This is a genomic window from Cupriavidus sp. FW216-B1, assembly GCF_058789195.1.
Window position 1 is genome coordinate 42,657 of the sequence record NZ_JBYTEL010000033.1, and the last position, 15,272, is coordinate 57,928.

Sequence of the window (15,272 nt, forward strand, 5' to 3'; positions counted from 1 at the left end):
GTGCTGCCGGCCACGGAAAGGCGCGCTCACCTCACCATGCACGGCGCCTTGTTGTCGAACTTCCAGCCGGGAATCAGGAACTGCATGGCCACGGCATCGTCGCGCGCGCCCAGGCCCATGCGCTTGTAGCGCTCGTGCGCGAGCGCCACCTGCGCCATGTCGAGCTCCACGCCGAGGCCGGGCGCCTTCGGCACGGCGACCTTGCCGTTCTCGATCTTCAACGGCGCGCGGGTCAGGCGCTCGCCGTCCTGCCAGATCCAGTGCGTGTCGATGGCGGTGACGCGCCCCGGCGCGGCGGCGGCCACGTGGGTGAACATGGCCAGCGAGATGTCGAAGTGGTTGTTCGAGTGCGAGCCCCATGTGAGGCCCCACTCCGCGCACATCTGCGCCACGCGCACCGAGCCCTGCATGGTCCAGAAATGCGGGTCGGCCAGCGGGATGTCCACCGACTGCAGGCGCACCGCGTGGCCCATCTGGCGCCAGTCGGTGGCGATCATGTTGGTGGCGGTGGGCAGGCCGGTCGCGGTGCGGAACTCGGCCATGATCTCGCGGCCCGAGTAGCCGTCCTCGGCGCCGCACGGGTCTTCCGCGTAGGCCAGCACGCCGTGCTTGTCGCGGCACAGGCGCACGGCTTCGGCCAGCGACCACGCGCCGTTGGGGTCGAGCGTGATGCGCGCCCTGGGAAAACGCTCGGCCAGCGCGACGATCGCCTCCATCTCCTCGTCGCCGCGCAGCACGCCGCCCTTGAGCTTGAAGTCGTTGAAGCCGTAGCGCTCGAACGCGGCCTCGGCGAGGCGGACCACGCCGGCGGCGTCCATCGCCGCCTCGTTGCGCAGGCGGAACCAGGCGTTGTCGGCATCGGGCTCGCCGCGGTAGCCGAGCGTGGTGCGGTTGCGGTCGCCCACGTAGAACAGGTAGCCCAGCATCTCCACCGCGTCGCGCTGCTGCCCTTCGCCGAGCAGCGCCGCCACCGGCACGCCGAGGTGCTTGCCGAGCAGGTCGAGCAGCGCCGCCTCCAGCGCGGTGACGGCGTGGATGGCAATGCGCAGGTCGAAGGTCTGCAGGCCGCGGCCGCCGGCGTCGCGGCTGGCGAAGGCGCCGCGCACGCGATTGAGCACCGCCTGGTAGTTGCCGACCGGCTGGCCCACCACCAGCTCGCGCGCCTCTTCCAGCGTCTGGCGGATGCCCTCCCCGCCCGGCACCTCGCCCACGCCGGTGTTGCCGGCGCTGTCGGCCAGGATGACGATGTTGCGGGTGAAGAACGGGCCGTGCGCGCCGGACAGGTTCATCAGCATGCTGTCGTGGCCGGCCACCGGGATCACGGTCAGCGCGGTGACGACGGGCGTGCCGGTGGCGGGCGCGCTTGCCGGCGAGGCGTCGCGGGCAGCGGAAACAGGCGTTTGGGTCATGTCGGATTTCGGCGCAAGGTGCGGCGCAATGCGCGCCGGACGGCCAGGCGGCGGCCGGCGCTGCGGGTTGTCTCGGGCTTGGCTGCGCCGGCTGGGGCCGGCTTTCTCATGCTAGCGGCGGTGGCAGGCCGCGGTGCGCGGCGGCAAGTCTCGTCCTGCCAGAAAGCTGTTATCGGTCGTCATATGACTTACGACGCAGTATAATGAGGCCATCGCGACCCGGTCAAGTCCCCGCCCTCACCATGTCAAACCCCATGCTCGCTTCCTCCACCCCGCTGCGGCGCCGCGGCCGCACGCTTGCCGAAGAGGCGGTGAGCAACCTGAGCGAACGGATCCAGCAGGGCGCGCTCAAGCCGGGCGACAAGCTGCCCACCGAGTCGGAGATCATGAGCGCGCTGGGCGTGAGCCGCACCGTGGTGCGCGAAGCGCTGTCGCGCCTGCAGGCCAGCGGCCTGGTCGAGACCCGCCACGGCATCGGCACCTTCGTGCTGGCGCGCCCGGCCGAGAGCGCCTCGCCGTTCCGCATCGACCCCGCCGCCATGATCACCGCGATGGACGTGCTGGCCATGCTGGAATTCCGCGTCAGCCTGGAGGCCGAGGCCGCCAGCCTCGCCGCCACGCGCCGCAGCGACGAACAGCTCGCGGTCATGCGCGGCGCGCTCGACGAGCTCAAGCGCACCGCCACCGACGGCAAGGATTCGGTGGGCGCGGACTTCGAATTCCACCTCGCCATCGCGCGCGCCACCGGCAACCGCTATTTCACCGACATCATGGGCCACCTGGGCACCACGGTGATTCCGCGCAGCCGCCTGCACGTGAGCGCGCAGGAGCGCGCGCAGTACCTCGAGCGCGTCAACATCGAGCACGAGAACATCTACGACGCCATCGAGCGGCGCGACCCCGAAGGCGCCAAGGCGGCGATGCGCATGCACCTGACCAACAGCCGCGAGCGGCTGCGCAAGGCGTCGGCCGCGGTCGAGGGCGGCTGAGCCGCCGCTCCGCCGGCACCATCCGCCGCCCCATCGTCCTATCGCCGTATAGCCCTATCGCCCCGTCTCCCCATGCCCCAGCGGCCGCACGCCCCGTGCTACCGGCCTTCCGCTTGTGGGCAAGGCAGATGTTGTTGTAGGATGTCTTATGATTATGCGCGGCGCACCGCCGCGCCCGGCCCGTCACCCCGCCCGCAGCCCGGGCGCCCATTTGACCGCAGTCGAAGGAACCCCCTCCCATGACCACCACCGCCATCACCGGTGAAATGCTGATCGGCGCCAGCGCCGTGCGCGGCACCGCCGAGATCCTCCATGCCACCAACCCGGCCACCGGCGAGATCCTCGCGCCGGCGTTCCACGGCGGCGATGCGGCCGATGCCGCGCGCGCCTGCGCGCTGGCCGACGCGGCCTTCGACACCTACCGCAACACCTCGCCCGAGACGCGCGCGCAGTTCCTGGAAGCCATCGCCGGCGGCCTGGAAGCGCTGGGCGACACGCTGATCGAGCGTGCCCACGCCGAAAGCGCGCTGCCGCTGGCGCGCCTGCAAGGCGAGCGCGCCCGCACCGCCAACCAGTTGCGCCTGTTCGCAAGCGTGCTGCGCGACGGCCGCTGGCAGGCCGCCACGCTCGACGCCGCGCTGCCCGAGCGCACCCCGCCGCGCCCCGACCTGCGCCTGCAGAAGATCGCCGTGGGTCCGGTCGCGGTGTTCGGCGCCAGCAACTTCCCGCTGGCGTTCTCGGTGGCGGGCGGCGATACCGCGTCGGCGCTGGCGGCCGGCTGCCCGGTGGTGGTCAAGGCGCACCCGGCCCACCCCGGCACCTCCGAGCTGGTCGGCCGCGTGATCCAGCAGGCGGTGGCCGATGCCGGCCTGCCGGAAGGCGTGTTCTCGCTGCTGGCCGGCGGCTTCGCCATCGGCACCGCGCTGGTGGCGCACCCGGCGATCCAGGCGGTCGGCTTCACCGGCTCGCGCAGCGGCGGCCTGGCCCTGGTGCAGGCCGCCAACAGCCGGCCGCAGCCGATCCCGGTCTATGCCGAGATGAGCAGCATCAACCCGGTGTTCCTGCTGCCCGCCGCGCTCAACGCGCGCGCCGCCGACATCGCGCGCAACCTGGTGGAATCGCTGGTGATGGGCGTGGGCCAGTTCTGCACCAACCCCGGCCTGCTGCTGGCGGTGGAAAGCCCGGCGCTCGACGTGTTCCGCCAGGGCACGGTCGCCGCGCTGGCGGAGAAAGCCGCGGGCACCATGCTGACGCCGGGCATCTGCCAGGCTTATGAAAAGGGCGTGGCGCAACTGAGCGAGATCGAAGGCCTGCGCCGCATCGGCAGCGGCCTGGCGGCCAACGGCCCCAACCAGGCCCGCCCGGCGCTGTTCGAGACCACCGCGGCGCAGTTCCTCGCCGACCACCGCATGGAGGCGGAAGTGTTCGGCCCGACCTCGGTGCTGGTGGTCTGCCGCGACCACGCGGAAATGCTGGCCGTGGCGCGCCGCCTCGAAGGCCAGCTCACCGCCACCGTGCAGGCCGACGCCGGCGACCGCGCCGAGGCCGCCAGCCTGCTGACGGTGCTCGAGCGCAAGGTGGGCCGCGTGCTGTTCAACGGCTATCCCACCGGCGTGGAGGTGGCCTACGCGATGGTGCACGGCGGCCCGTTCCCGGCGACGTCGGACACGCGCTCGACCTCGGTGGGCGCTTCCGCCATCGAGCGTTTCCTGCGCCCGGTGTGCTACCAGAACGTGCCGGCCGAGCTGCTGCCGCCGGTGCTGCAGGATGGCAATCCGCTGGGCGCGTGGCGTCTGAAGGATGGGCAGCTCGGGCGCGAATAAGCGCACGCGGCAGGCGTTGCCGTCATGACGAAGGGCCGGGGATTCCGGCCCTTTTTTCGTTCGCGGACGGCATCATCCTGCCCGCTGTTTTCTCCCCTCTCCCGCCTGCGGGAGAGGGGGCGGGGGAGAGGGCCGACGCTGGCGAATGCTGTCGTGCTGGAAAAAACCATCGGCTTCGTTTCTGGCCGCGATGCTGGACAACACCGTTGGCTCCGCTTCTTGTGGCTCCTAGCTAAACCGCCCCTCTCCCCGGCCCTCTCCCCGTGAGGGGAGAGGGAGGACACCTTGCTTGGGCTAGCTCTCGCGGCGTGGGCCCGTTCGCCGGCTTCGTTCAACGCTCCGGTCTTGTTCTCTGCCGGCGCGCCTCACACGGTCGCGCGCTCGGGCGGCGCCTGCGGCGGCCGGATTACGGCTGCGTTGCCGCGCGAGCGCCCCGAACTCAGGTAGTCCGCGATCGATTCCTGCGTGACCTCGCCCAGGTACACGCCATCGGCGTCGAGCACCGGCAGCCAGCTGGTGTTGTGCTGGTACATGCGCGACAACACGATGCGCAGGTGCTCGTCGAACGCGGCGGTGGCCTTGAACGGGCGCATGGCGTCGGCGCACGTGCCCTGCCCGCCGCGCGCGTCGCGGCGCGTGACGTAGCCGAGCGCGCGCCGGGCGGCGTCCACCACCGGCAACTGGCGCACGTCGGCTTCGTCCATCAGGCCGAAGGCCTGCGCCAGCGGCATGTCGGGCGCGCAGCTTTGCGCCAGCGTGGCGGCGTCGCCGGCGCGCACCAGCAGCAGGCGCTTGAGCGTGTTGTCGTGGCCGACGAAGGCCTGCACGAAGTCGTCGGCGGGATGCGCGAGCAGCGCGTCGGGATGGTCGAACTGCACCAGCCTGCCGCGCCGGAACACCGCCACGCGGTCGCCGAGCTTGATGGCTTCGTCGATGTCGTGCGAGACCATGATGACGGTCTTGCCGAGCTGGCGCTGCATCAGCAGGAACTCGTTCTGGATGCTCTCGCGGTTGATCGGGTCGACCGCGCCGAACGGCTCGTCCATCAGCAGCACCGGCGCGTCGGCGGCCAGCGCGCGGATCACGCCGATGCGCTGCTGCTGCCCGCCCGAGAGCTCGCGCGGGTAGCGCGACAGCATCTTGCCGGGGTCGAGCTGCACCATCGACATCAGCTCGCGCGCGCGCTCGCGGCAGTGCTTCTTGTCCCAGCCCAGCAGGCGCGGCACCACCATGATGTTCTGCTCGATGGTCATGTTGGGGAACAGGCCGATCTGCTGGATCACGTAGCCGATCTTGCGCCGCAGCGTGACCTCGTCCACGCGCGCGGTGTCCTCGCCGTCGATCAGCACGCGCCCGGCGCTGGGCCGGATCAGGCGGTTGATCATCTTGAGCGTGGTGGTCTTGCCGCAGCCCGAAGGCCCCAGGAAGACGCAGATCTCGCCCCTGGGCACCGTCATCGAGACGGCGTCGACGGCGCGCACTTCGGCGCCGTCCTTCTGGCGGAAGGTCTTGGTGAGTTGGTCGAGTTCGATCATGTCAGCGGATTCCTTTCGGCGTCAGCGCGCGCTGCAGCCACTGCAGGCAGGCATCGGCCACGATGGCGAGCACGCTGACCAGCACGGCGCCCACCGCCAGCTTGCTCATGTTGCTCTGGCTGATCGCCTGCAGGATCAGCACCCCGAGGCCGCCCGCGCCGATGATGGCGGCGATGGTGGCCACGCCGATGTTCATCACCACGGCGGTGCGCACGCCGCCGAGGATCACCGGCACGGCCAGCGGCAGGTCCACCAGCCGCATGCGCTGCCAGGTGGTCATGCCGATGCCGCGCCCGGCTTCCTGGATGCCGTCGTCCACGCTGGCCAGCGCCACGCAGGTGTTGCGCATGATCGGCAGCAGCGAATACAGGAACACCGCCGTCACCGCCGGCACGTAGCCGAGCGCGTGGCCGAAGCGCGCGAACATCGGGATCATCAGGCCGAACAGCGCGATCGACGGCAGCGTCAGCACGATGGTGGCCAGCGTCAGCAGCGGCGTGGCGAGAAAGCGGAAGCGCGCGCACAGGATGCCCAGCGGCACGCCGGCGACGATCGCCAGCCCCACCGCCGAGCCCACCAGCGCGAGATGCTGGCCGGTCAGCCGCAGCAGCGTGGGCCAGGCGTGCTGCAGGTAGGTCGTCAGGTCCATGCGGCCGCCCTCAGATCAGGCCGTGGCCGCGCAGGAAATCCTGCGCCACCTTGTCGACCGGCTGCTGGCCGATGTCGACCTGGTAGTTCATCGCGGTCATGGCCGCGTTGTCGAGCGCGGCCGCGAGCGCGTTGAGCAGCGCCGCCAGTTCCGGGTGGTGCGCCAGCGTCGCCTGGCGCACCACCGGCACCGCGTTGTACGCGGGAAAGAAATGCAGGTCGTCCTCGAGCAGCACGAGGTCGAAGCCCTTGACGCGGCCGTCGGTAGTGTAGACCAGGCCCAGCTCGACCTGGTCGTTCTTCAGCGCGGTATAGACCAGGCCCGGATCGAGCTGGATCACGTCGCGGCGCGCGAACGGCAACTGGTAGAGCGCCTTGAGCGGCTCCAGGCCATCGGGCCGCGCGGCGAACTCCATGTCGACCGCGAACGGATGCGCGCTGCCCTCGCCGGCCGCGCGCATCTTCCCGGCGAACGCGGACAGCGTGGTCACGCCCGCGGCCTCGGCGCGCTTGCGCGGCATCGCCAGCGCGTAGGTGTTGTTGATGCCGGAGGCGTCGAGCCAGACCAGCCCGCGCGCGGCGTCGAGCGCCTTGACGCGCTCGTAGCTCTCCTGCGCGCCGAGCTTTTCCTCGACCTTGTTGAAGACGATCAGCGCGGTGCCGGTGTAGTCCCACACCACGTCGAGCTGCGCGCTTTCCTGGGCCTGGCGCATCAGCGTGCTGCCCAGGCCGGAAGTCAGCTCGGTGTCGAGCCCCTTGGCCTTGAGGTATTGCGCCGTCATCGACGACAGGATCAGCTGCTCGGTGAAGTTCTTGCCGCCCACGCGGATGGTGTCGGCATGCGCCGGCACGCCCAGCGCGGCGGCGGCGCAGGCGGCCAGCACCGCCAGCGAGACGGCGGGGCGCGCCAGTGTACGCGCCAACAGACGCGCCGCGGCCGGCGCCAGCGCGGCGGCCAGTTTCGCCAGTCCGTTCTTGATCGGTTGCATCGGATTCTCCTTGTGGTGCGCGGCGTGGTGCGCGGTGCTCAGCGGACCAGCCCGCGGCTGCGCAGGTAGCAATGGCCGGCGGCGGCGAACAGGCCGTCGAGCGCCAGCGCCAGCAGCGCGGTGGCGGCCGCGCCGAGCAGCAGCAGCGGCTGGTTGTTGAGGTAGATGCCGGGGAAGATCAGCTCGCCCAGGCTGTTGGCGCCGATCAGGAACGACAGCGGCACGGTGCCGACGTTGATGACGAGGCTGATGCGCACGCCGGCCAGGATCACCGGCAGCGCATTGGGCAGCTCCACGCGCAGCAGGCGCTGGCGCGCCGTCATGCCGAGCCCGCGCGCGGCCTCGGTCAGCGCCGGCGACACGCCGAGCAGGCCTTCGCAGGTATTGCGCACGATCGGCAGCAGCGAGGCCAGCCACAGCGCCAGGATGGCGGGCCGCTCGCCGATGCCGAGCACGGCCAGCGCCAGCGCCAGCACCGCCAGCGAGGGCACGGTGTTGCCGACGTTGAAGACCTGCATCAGGCGGCCGGCCCAGCGGCGCATGCAGGGCCGGCTCAGGGCGATGCCGGCCGGGATGCCGGTGGCCAGCGCCAGCGCCATCGACCACGCCACCAGGCGCAGGTGGTCGGCCACGTCGTACCACAGGCGCTCCCGGTATTGCCGGATGACGTCGACGCCGATCCACGCGGCCAGTCCGGCCAGCGCGGCAAGCGCGAGACATCCCCAGGCGAGCGCCCGCACGGATTGCTTGGACATATTCCCCTCTCCCCGCGCCGCATGCGGGCACGAGGCGCCACATCCGGACCAGCGGACGATAAACGGGCGCGGGCGGTGCAAACGGGGGCCGCCGGCCCTGACTGGATTGTCTTGCCCGCCATGACCGGCAGATGAGCCGGTGGACGGGCGCCGGGCTCCACGCCGCGAGGCGGGGAAACCCATTTGACGGAACCCCGGGCGATGAAGCCGGGGTCCCTGGAGCGGCGCAGCCCGCCGCGAGGACGCGGAACAGGGTGGCCAGTGGCAGCGCAGAGTTGATGGTTTTCCGACGCGCCGCCGGATCAATCGGCCGATGCGGCGCAGGCAGCGATCAGGACACAAGAGGCAGGCCGGGCAGCTTGCCGGGCCATGACCAACGTTTGTGCCTCACGCGCGATTACGCAGCATCGGATGACAACGAGAGCGCTATTATACGCATTTACGCTCATCCTGTCACCTTCCGGCATTTCCCGCCGTGCCCGCGGGCCATTGTCGGTGTTTGTCCTACAGCGCCGGGGGCCGCCGCGTTGTTGCAAAAACCGACATCGAACGGCCCCGCACCGTATCACTATCAGAACAATCTGTTGCCCGCCCGCCCTCTACCGCTTTCGGGCCAAACCCTTAAATTGGGAGGGTAGCCAACGGGGACCGCGCGCCATTGCCGCCGCCCCCGCCCCCACAGGAGATCGAACATGGAACAACGCACCATCCCGACCATTCCGGCCACCGCCACGGAAACCGTGCAGCAATCGCGCGCGATCGACCGCGTGGTGCGCGGCATCGCCACCTCGGACGGCGCCGGCGTCAAGCTGACCCGCGTGCTGACGCAGAACCTGCAGCGCCGCCTCGACCCGTTCCTGATGCTGGACGCCTTCGGCACCGACAGCCGCGACGACTACATCGGCGGCTTCCCCGACCACCCGCACCGCGGCTTCGAGACCATCACCTACATGCTGGCCGGACGCATGCGCCACCGCGACAGCGCCGGCAACGAAGGCCTGCTGGAAAACGGCGGCGCCCAGTGGATGGTGGCCGGCGCCGGCGTGGTGCACTCGGAGATGCCCGAGCAGGAAGACGGCCGCATGGAAGGCTTCCAGCTCTGGCTGAACCTGCCGGCCGCCGACAAGATGACCGCGCCGTGGTACCGCGACCTGCCCGCCGCCGCCGTGCCCACGGTGGCGCTGCCGGGCGGCGCCACCGTGCGCGTGCTGGCGGGCGCCTCGCACGGCGTGGCCGGCGCGGTCGCGCGCCCGGTGACGGAGCCGCTCTACCTCGACGTGTCGCTGCCGGCCGGCCAGCGCTTCTCGCAGGCGCTGCCCGCGGGCCATAACGCCTTCCTGTACACCTACCGCGGCGAGATCGCGGTGGGCAGCGGCGACAACGCGGCCACGCTCGAAGCGCAGCGCATGGGCGTGCTCGACAACGCCGCCGGCGCCGACGGCGTGACGGTGACGGCGACCACCGATGCGCGCTTCCTGCTGATCGCGGGCAAGCCGCTGGGCGAGCCGATCGTGCAATATGGGCCGTTCGTGATGAACAGCCAGGAGGATATCTACCAGACCCTGGCGGATTTCCGCGAAGGCCGCTTCAACCGGATCGCGGCGAACAACGGCGCCTGAAGCGCCGCGCCCAGGCGGGAAGGCAACGCGCCCTTCCCGCGACAGCCCCGGGAGCACCCTGCTCCCGGGGCTTTTTTTCGCCTTGCCGCCCGCCTGCGCCGCCCGTCCTTGCCAGCGCCCGCGCCGGCTGCGCGGCGGCGCGGGCGCCACGCCCCGGCATGCGACTTGCAACCTGCCTGCAACCGTTGCGGGGCCGCCGAAACAGCCCGGAACAGGCTGTCCGGCCCCCGCGCACTTATATAATCCTCGCTTAATAAACGGCATCACCATCCCGTGATGGTCCCGGCGATGCGATGCGGCGATCCTGCCCGTCGCGCCGCAGGAGGTGCCGCCTGCGAAGAACGTCGACCAACGTTGCTGCCATAACAATTCGAGCCGCCTCAGTGACCCTAAGCACCCCTCCCCGGCTGGCGCTTGCGCATATCAGCAAGCGCTACCCCGGCGTAACCGCCAACGACGACGTCTCGCTCGTCGTGGCTCCCGGCGAGATCCACGCCGTCCTCGGCGAGAACGGCGCCGGCAAGTCCACCCTGATGAAGATCATCTTCGGCGCGGTCAAGCCCGACGCCGGCGAGATGCACTTCAACGGTGCGCCCGCCGCCATCCACAATCCGCACGATGCCCGCAACCTGGGCATCGCGATGGTGTTCCAGCATTTCTCGCTGTTCGACACGCTGACCGTCACCGAGAACATCGCGCTGGGCCTGCCGCGCGGCAAGGGCAAGGACAACGCCAGCATGAAGCAGCTGGCCGAGCGCATCCGCGAGACCGCGCAGCGCTACGGCCTGCCGCTCGAGCCCAACCGCCACGTGCACACGCTGTCGGTGGGCGAGCGCCAGCGCGTGGAGATCGTGCGCGCGCTGCTGGCCAGGCCGCAACTGCTGATCCTCGACGAGCCCACCTCGGTGCTCACGCCGCAGGCCGTGCAGACGCTGTTCGTCACGCTGCGCCAGCTTGCCGCCGAAGGCACCAGCATCCTGTACATCAGCCACAAGCTCGACGAGATCCGCGAGCTCTGCCACAGCGCCACGGTGATGCGCATGGGCCGCGTCACCGGCGTGTGCGATCCGCGCCAGGAGAGCGCGGCCTCGCTGTCGCGCCTGATGATCGGCGGCGAGCCGCCGCGCGAGGCGCGCGTGCAGACCGAGCCGGGCGCCTGCCGCCTGGCGGTGCGCGCGCTCTCGCTGCCGCGCGCGCATGCCTTCGCCACCGAGCTGTCGGACATCGCGATGGACCTGCGCGCGGGCGAGATCGTCGGCATCGCCGGCGTGTCCGGCAACGGCCAGCAGGAACTGCTGGCGGCGCTGTCGGGCGAGGACACGCGCGCCGAGCGCGGCGCGGTGCTGCTCGACGACAAGCCGGTCGGCCGCCTCGACGCGCGCGCGCGCCGCCGCACCGGCCTGGCCTTCGTGCCGGAGGAGCGCCTGGGCCGCGGCGCGGTGCCGGGCATGAGCCTGGCCGCCAACACGCTGCTGTCGCACCAGTCCGCGCCCTACGTGCGGCGCGGCATGATCTCGCCCAAGGCCGCGGCCGGGCTGGCGCAGGCCGTGATCACGCGCTTCCGCGTCAAGGCCAGCGGGCCGCAGGCGCTGGCCAAGAGCCTGTCGGGCGGCAACCTGCAGAAATTCATCGTCGGCCGCGAGATCGAGAGCGGCCCCAAGGTGCTGATCGTGGCCCAGCCCACCTGGGGCGTGGACGTCGGCGCCGCGGCGCAGATCCACAACGAGCTGCTGGCCCTCAAGGCCACCGGCTGCGCGCTGCTGGTGGTGTCCGAGGAACTGGACGAACTGTTCGCCATCTGCGACCGCCTGCACGTGATCGCCAAGGGCCGGCTGTCGCCGTCGATCCCGGCCCGGGACGCCACGCGCGAGCAGGTCGGCCTGTGGATGAGCGGCTTGTGGGAAGGCGGGCCGGGCGGCCAGCAGGAACCGCGGGAGGCAGCGCTCCATGCCTGATTTCCTGCTCCGCTCGCCGCTTTCGCTGGTCCCGCGCGGCCTGCCCTCGCGCCGCATGGCCTATGCCTCGCCGTTCATCGCGCTGGCGCTCACGCTGGTGTTCGGCGCGCTGCTGTTCCTGCTGCTCGGCAAGGACCCGGTGGCCGCGCTCAAGGTCTTCCTGGTCGATCCGCTCAAGGACCGCCGCGCCATCGGCGAGGTGCTGCTCAAGACCGTGCCGCTGGTGCTGTGCGCGCTCGGCCTCTCCGTGTGCTACCGCGCCAACATCTGGAACATCGGCGCCGACGGCCAGCTGATCGTGGGCGGCATCTTCGCCGGCGCCACCGTGCTGTATTTCGACGTGCCGGGGCACGCCGTCAACGGCACCGTGGTGCTGGTGCTGGCGTCGCTCGCGGGCGTGATCGGCGGCATGTTCTGGGCCTCGCTCACCGCCGCGCTCAAGGACAAGTTCAACGCCAACGAGATCCTGGTGTCGCTGATGCTGACCTACATCGCGCAGCAGCTGATGCTGTACGTGGTCAACGGCCCGCTCAAGGACCCCAACGGCATGAACTTCCCGCAGTCCAAGGTGTTCTCCGCCGAGTTCCTGCTGCCCAACCTGATGGCGGGCTCGCGCCTGCACGCCGGCTTCGCGGTGATGCTGGTGCTGGTGGTGGCCATGACGGCCTTCATCTTCCGCAGCTTCGCCGGCTACCGCCTGCAGGTGGGCGGCACCGCGCCGGCGGCGGCGCGCTATGCGGGCTTCTCGGCGCGCCGCTCGCTGTGGAGCGCGCTGATGATCTCGGGCGGCACCGCCGGCCTGGCGGGCGCCTTCGAAGTGACCGGCCCGATCGGCCAGTTGCTGCCGTCGATCTCGCCGGGCTACGGCTTCACCGCCATCATCGTGGCCTTCGTCGGCCGCCTGCATCCGGTGGGCACGGTGTTCGGCGGCATCGTCATGTCCCTGTTCTACATCGGCGGCGAGATGGCGCAGTCGCGCCTGGGCCTGCCCTCGGCCATCGGCTCGGTGTTCCAGGGCATGCTGCTGTTCTTCCTGCTGGCCAGCGACACGCTGATCGACAACCGCCTGCGCTGGCGCGCCAAGGCCGCCTGAGCGAGAACCCACGTACATGGAACAATTCGCACCCCTCATCGCCACCGCGATCAACGCCGGCACGCCGCTGCTGCTGGCCGCGCTCGGCCTGCTCATCAACGAGCGCGCCGGCGTGCTCAACCTCGGCGCCGAAGGCATGATGCTGGTGGCGGCCGCGTTCGGCTTCATGGCCGGCTACCAGACCCAGTCGCCGATGATCGGCTTCGCCGCCGGCGCGCTGGCCGGCATGGTGATGGCCACGCTGTTCTCGTGGCTGGCGCTGGTGCTGGCCACCAACCAGGTCGCCACCGGCCTGGCGCTGTCGATCTTCGGCACCGGGCTGTCGGCCTTCATGGGCCAGCGCTTCGTCGGCTTCGCCATGCCCTCGCAAGCCAGGTCGGTTCCCGGGCTGGCCGACATCCCGTTCTTCGGGCCGGCCTTCTTCCAGCAGCACTGGATGGTGTATTTCAGCCTGCTGCTGTGCGCGGCCATCGCGTGGTTCCTGTTCCGCACGCGCGCCGGACTGACGTTGCGCGCCATCGGCGAGTCGCCCGAGTCGGCCCACGCGCTGGGCTATCCGGTGCGCCTGATCCGCTTCGGCGCGCTGCTGTTCGGCGGCGCCTGCTGCGGGCTGGCCGGCGCCTACCTGTCGCTGGTGTACACGCCGATGTGGGTGGAGAACCTGGTGGCCGGGCGCGGCTGGATCGCACTGGCGCTGACCACCTTCGCCACCTGGCGCCCGGGCCGCGTGCTGGCCGGCGCGTGGCTGTTCGGCGGCGTCACCATCCTACAGTTCTACCTGCAGGGCATCGGCGTGGCGGTGCCGTCGCAGATCCTGTCGATGCTGCCCTACGCGGCCACCATCGTGGTGCTGGCGCTGATCTCGCGCAACCCGGCGTGGATCCGCCTGAACATGCCGGCGTCGCTCGGCAAGCCGTTCCGCCCCGGTGCCGCCTGAGCCCCTTCCCGCCATGTTTTTCCCGGTGACGGCGCGCGCGGGGAAGCGCCGCCGCACCGGTGTTTCGCGTTCGAGAACCACAGTTGAGCCAACGTCGCACCCTTAGTCATAACAATCACTAGCCAGGTCATTTCAAGGAGAAACCATGATCGTCACGCGCAGGAAAACCCTGGCGGCATTCGCCGCCACCGCCGTGCTGGCCCTCGCCGGCTGCGGCCAGAAGGAAGCCGAGAAGCCCGCCGAAAGCGCCGCACCCGCCTCGGCCCCGGTGGCCGAGCAGAAGGCCGAACCGCTCAAGGTCGCCTTCGTCTACATCGGACCGGTGGGCGACGCCGGCTGGACCTACGCGCACGACGCCGGCCGCAAGGCCGTGGAAGAAAAGTACGGCGACAAGGTGAAGACCTCGTTCGTCGAGAACGTGCCCGAATCGGCCGCCGACGCCGAGCGCGTGTTCCGCGACCTGGCCGCCCAGGGCAACAAGCTGATCTTCGGCACCACCTTCGGCTACATGGAGTCGATGCTCAAGGTCGCCAAGGAATTCCCCGACGTGAAGTTCGAGCACGCCACCGGCTTCAAGACCGCCGACAACCTGGCGCAGTACGACGTGCGCACCTATGAAGGCGCCTACCTCGCCGGCGTGGTGGCCGGCAAGATGAGCAAGAGCGGCAAGATGGGCGTGGTCGCGTCGGTGCCCATCCCCGAGGTGATCCGCAACATCGACTCGTTCACGCTGGGCGCGCGCAGCGTCAACCCCAAGGCCACGGTCAAGGTGGTGTGGGTGAACAAGTGGTTCGACCCGGGCAAGGAACGCGAAGCCGCCACCACCCTGATCGGCCAGGGCGTGGACATGCTGATGCAGAACACCGACTCCGCCGCCGTGGTGCAGACCGCCCAGGAAAAGGGCGTGTACGCGTTCGGCTGGGACAGCGACATGAGCAAGTTCGGCGAGAAGGCCCACCTGGCCGCCTCGGCGATCTCGTGGGGCGTCTACTACAACAAGGTGGTCGGCGACGTGCTGGCCAACCAGTGGAAGAACGGCACCACGTGGTGGGGCATCAAGGAAGGCATGATCGACCTCAAGGCCTTCAACGCGGTGGTGCCGGATGACGTCAAGGCGCTGGTGGACGAGCGCAAGAAGGGCATCGCCGACGGCTCGGCGCCGATCTGGAAGGGTCCGCTCAAGGACAACACCGGCAAGGAACAGTTGGCCAAGGATCAGGTCGCCGACGACGGCTTCCTGCATGGGATCAAGTTCTACGTGGAGGGTGTGGAGGGGAAGATTCCGGGGTGATGGTTGGAGGTAGTGGGGAGCGGTGGATGGGGTTTTGGCGTCTGCCGCTTTTTTTGTTGTTGGGGTTTGTTTGGCTTTTGTGCTTCAACGTCAACTGCTTTACGTCAAAGTCAAAGTCAACATCAAAATCAAAGTCAAAGGCTTTCGCTCCCCCGGTGAACTGCACCCCAAAAGTTGGACACCTGTCCAACCTTTTTGGGGTGTTTTTCATGGCGAAGTACGACGAGCA

Annotated in this window: 13 protein-coding genes; 8 read left to right on the forward strand and 5 right to left on the reverse strand. The window is 70.0% G+C overall.

Annotated elements, in window-relative coordinates:
- Positions 1-26 precede the first annotated feature (26 nt).
- A complete protein-coding gene (gene gudD / locus AC3WXD_RS33465) occupies positions 27-1,409 on the reverse strand; it encodes a glucarate dehydratase (RefSeq protein WP_492325545.1) in 1,383 nt (460 codons plus the stop codon).
- Between the two features lie 242 nt (positions 1,410-1,651).
- Here gudD and AC3WXD_RS33470 point away from each other — a divergent pair, with 242 nt between their 5' ends.
- Both AC3WXD_RS33470 and AC3WXD_RS33475 read left to right on the forward strand, forming a co-directional pair.
- Positions 1,652-2,398 carry a FadR/GntR family transcriptional regulator gene (locus tag AC3WXD_RS33470; protein ID WP_020205016.1) on the forward strand — a complete coding sequence of 249 codons (747 nt, stop codon included), beginning with the start codon at positions 1,652-1,654 and terminating at the stop codon, positions 2,396-2,398.
- Between the two features lie 239 nt (positions 2,399-2,637).
- A complete protein-coding gene (locus AC3WXD_RS33475) occupies positions 2,638-4,221 on the forward strand; it encodes an aldehyde dehydrogenase (NADP(+)) (protein WP_492325546.1) in 1,584 nt (527 codons plus the stop codon).
- Between the two features lie 365 nt (positions 4,222-4,586).
- Here the strand turns inward: AC3WXD_RS33475 and AC3WXD_RS33480 are convergent, their stop codons facing one another.
- From AC3WXD_RS33480 to AC3WXD_RS33495, 4 genes are read right to left on the reverse strand one after another with little or no spacing between them, the layout of a single operon-like run.
- Positions 4,587-5,756, reverse strand: a complete 1,170-nt coding sequence (locus AC3WXD_RS33480) for an osmoprotectant ABC transporter ATP-binding protein OsmV (RefSeq protein WP_492325547.1) — start codon at positions 5,754-5,756, stop codon at positions 4,587-4,589.
- A gap of 1 nt (position 5,757) precedes the next feature.
- Positions 5,758-6,405, reverse strand: coding sequence for an ABC transporter permease (locus AC3WXD_RS33485; RefSeq protein ID WP_492325548.1), 648 nt, complete (start codon positions 6,403-6,405; stop codon positions 5,758-5,760).
- 10 nt (positions 6,406-6,415) lie between these two features.
- Complete coding sequence (locus tag AC3WXD_RS33490; RefSeq protein ID WP_492325549.1) at positions 6,416-7,393, reverse strand: glycine betaine ABC transporter substrate-binding protein; 978 nt, start codon at positions 7,391-7,393, stop codon at positions 6,416-6,418.
- Between the two features lie 38 nt (positions 7,394-7,431).
- Entirely contained in the window at positions 7,432-8,148 is a 717-nt protein-coding gene (locus tag AC3WXD_RS33495; protein WP_059413045.1) for an ABC transporter permease, read from the reverse strand.
- 692 nt (positions 8,149-8,840) lie between these two features.
- On the opposite strand from AC3WXD_RS33495, the gene AC3WXD_RS33500 reads away from it, so the two are divergent.
- The 6 genes from AC3WXD_RS33500 to AC3WXD_RS33525 all read left to right on the forward strand — a co-directional run.
- Positions 8,841-9,767: a pirin family protein gene (locus AC3WXD_RS33500; RefSeq protein ID WP_492325550.1), complete on the forward strand. Its 927-nt coding sequence runs from the start codon at positions 8,841-8,843 to the stop codon at positions 9,765-9,767.
- Positions 9,768-10,150: 383 nt separating this feature from the next.
- The gene (locus tag AC3WXD_RS33505) at positions 10,151-11,722 is read left to right on the forward strand and encodes an ABC transporter ATP-binding protein (RefSeq protein WP_492325551.1); all 1,572 of its coding nucleotides are present in this window, start codon (positions 10,151-10,153) and stop codon (positions 11,720-11,722) included.
- Positions 11,715-12,815, forward strand: coding sequence for an ABC transporter permease (locus tag AC3WXD_RS33510; protein WP_492325552.1), 1,101 nt, complete (start codon positions 11,715-11,717; stop codon positions 12,813-12,815). Before AC3WXD_RS33505 ends, AC3WXD_RS33510 begins: the two co-directional genes overlap by 8 nt.
- Positions 12,816-12,831: 16 nt before the next feature.
- Entirely contained in the window at positions 12,832-13,752 is a 921-nt protein-coding gene (locus tag AC3WXD_RS33515; protein WP_020205007.1) for an ABC transporter permease, read from the forward strand.
- Between the two features lie 145 nt (positions 13,753-13,897).
- Positions 13,898-15,043: a BMP family ABC transporter substrate-binding protein gene (locus tag AC3WXD_RS33520; RefSeq protein ID WP_020205006.1), complete on the forward strand. Its 1,146-nt coding sequence runs from the start codon at positions 13,898-13,900 to the stop codon at positions 15,041-15,043.
- Between the two features lie 34 nt (positions 15,044-15,077).
- Positions 15,078-15,272, forward strand: a 195-nt coding sequence (locus tag AC3WXD_RS33525; RefSeq protein ID WP_492325553.1) for a hypothetical protein, incomplete at its 3' end; no start/stop codon positions are given.

Bases quoted from the DNA above. Each gene is read 5' to 3' on its own strand.
- AC3WXD_RS33470 (WP_020205016.1), top strand. From the start codon at position 1,652: ATGTCAAACCCCATGCTCGCTTCCTCCACCCCGCTGCGGCGCCGCGGC.
- AC3WXD_RS33510 (WP_492325552.1), top strand. From the start codon at position 11,715: ATGCCTGATTTCCTGCTCCGCTCGCCGCTTTCGCTGGTCCCGCGCGGC.
- AC3WXD_RS33485 (WP_492325548.1), bottom strand. From the start codon at position 6,405: ATGGACCTGACGACCTACCTGCAGCACGCCTGGCCCACGCTGCTGCGG.
- AC3WXD_RS33500 (WP_492325550.1), top strand. From the start codon at position 8,841: ATGGAACAACGCACCATCCCGACCATTCCGGCCACCGCCACGGAAACC.
- AC3WXD_RS33480 (WP_492325547.1), bottom strand. From the start codon at position 5,756: ATGATCGAACTCGACCAACTCACCAAGACCTTCCGCCAGAAGGACGGC.
- AC3WXD_RS33495 (WP_059413045.1), bottom strand. From the start codon at position 8,148: ATGTCCAAGCAATCCGTGCGGGCGCTCGCCTGGGGATGTCTCGCGCTT.
- AC3WXD_RS33520 (WP_020205006.1), top strand. From the start codon at position 13,898: ATGATCGTCACGCGCAGGAAAACCCTGGCGGCATTCGCCGCCACCGCC.
- AC3WXD_RS33475 (WP_492325546.1), top strand. From the start codon at position 2,638: ATGACCACCACCGCCATCACCGGTGAAATGCTGATCGGCGCCAGCGCC.
- gudD (WP_492325545.1), bottom strand. From the start codon at position 1,409: ATGACCCAAACGCCTGTTTCCGCTGCCCGCGACGCCTCGCCGGCAAGC.
- AC3WXD_RS33515 (WP_020205007.1), top strand. From the start codon at position 12,832: ATGGAACAATTCGCACCCCTCATCGCCACCGCGATCAACGCCGGCACG.
- AC3WXD_RS33490 (WP_492325549.1), bottom strand. From the start codon at position 7,393: ATGCAACCGATCAAGAACGGACTGGCGAAACTGGCCGCCGCGCTGGCG.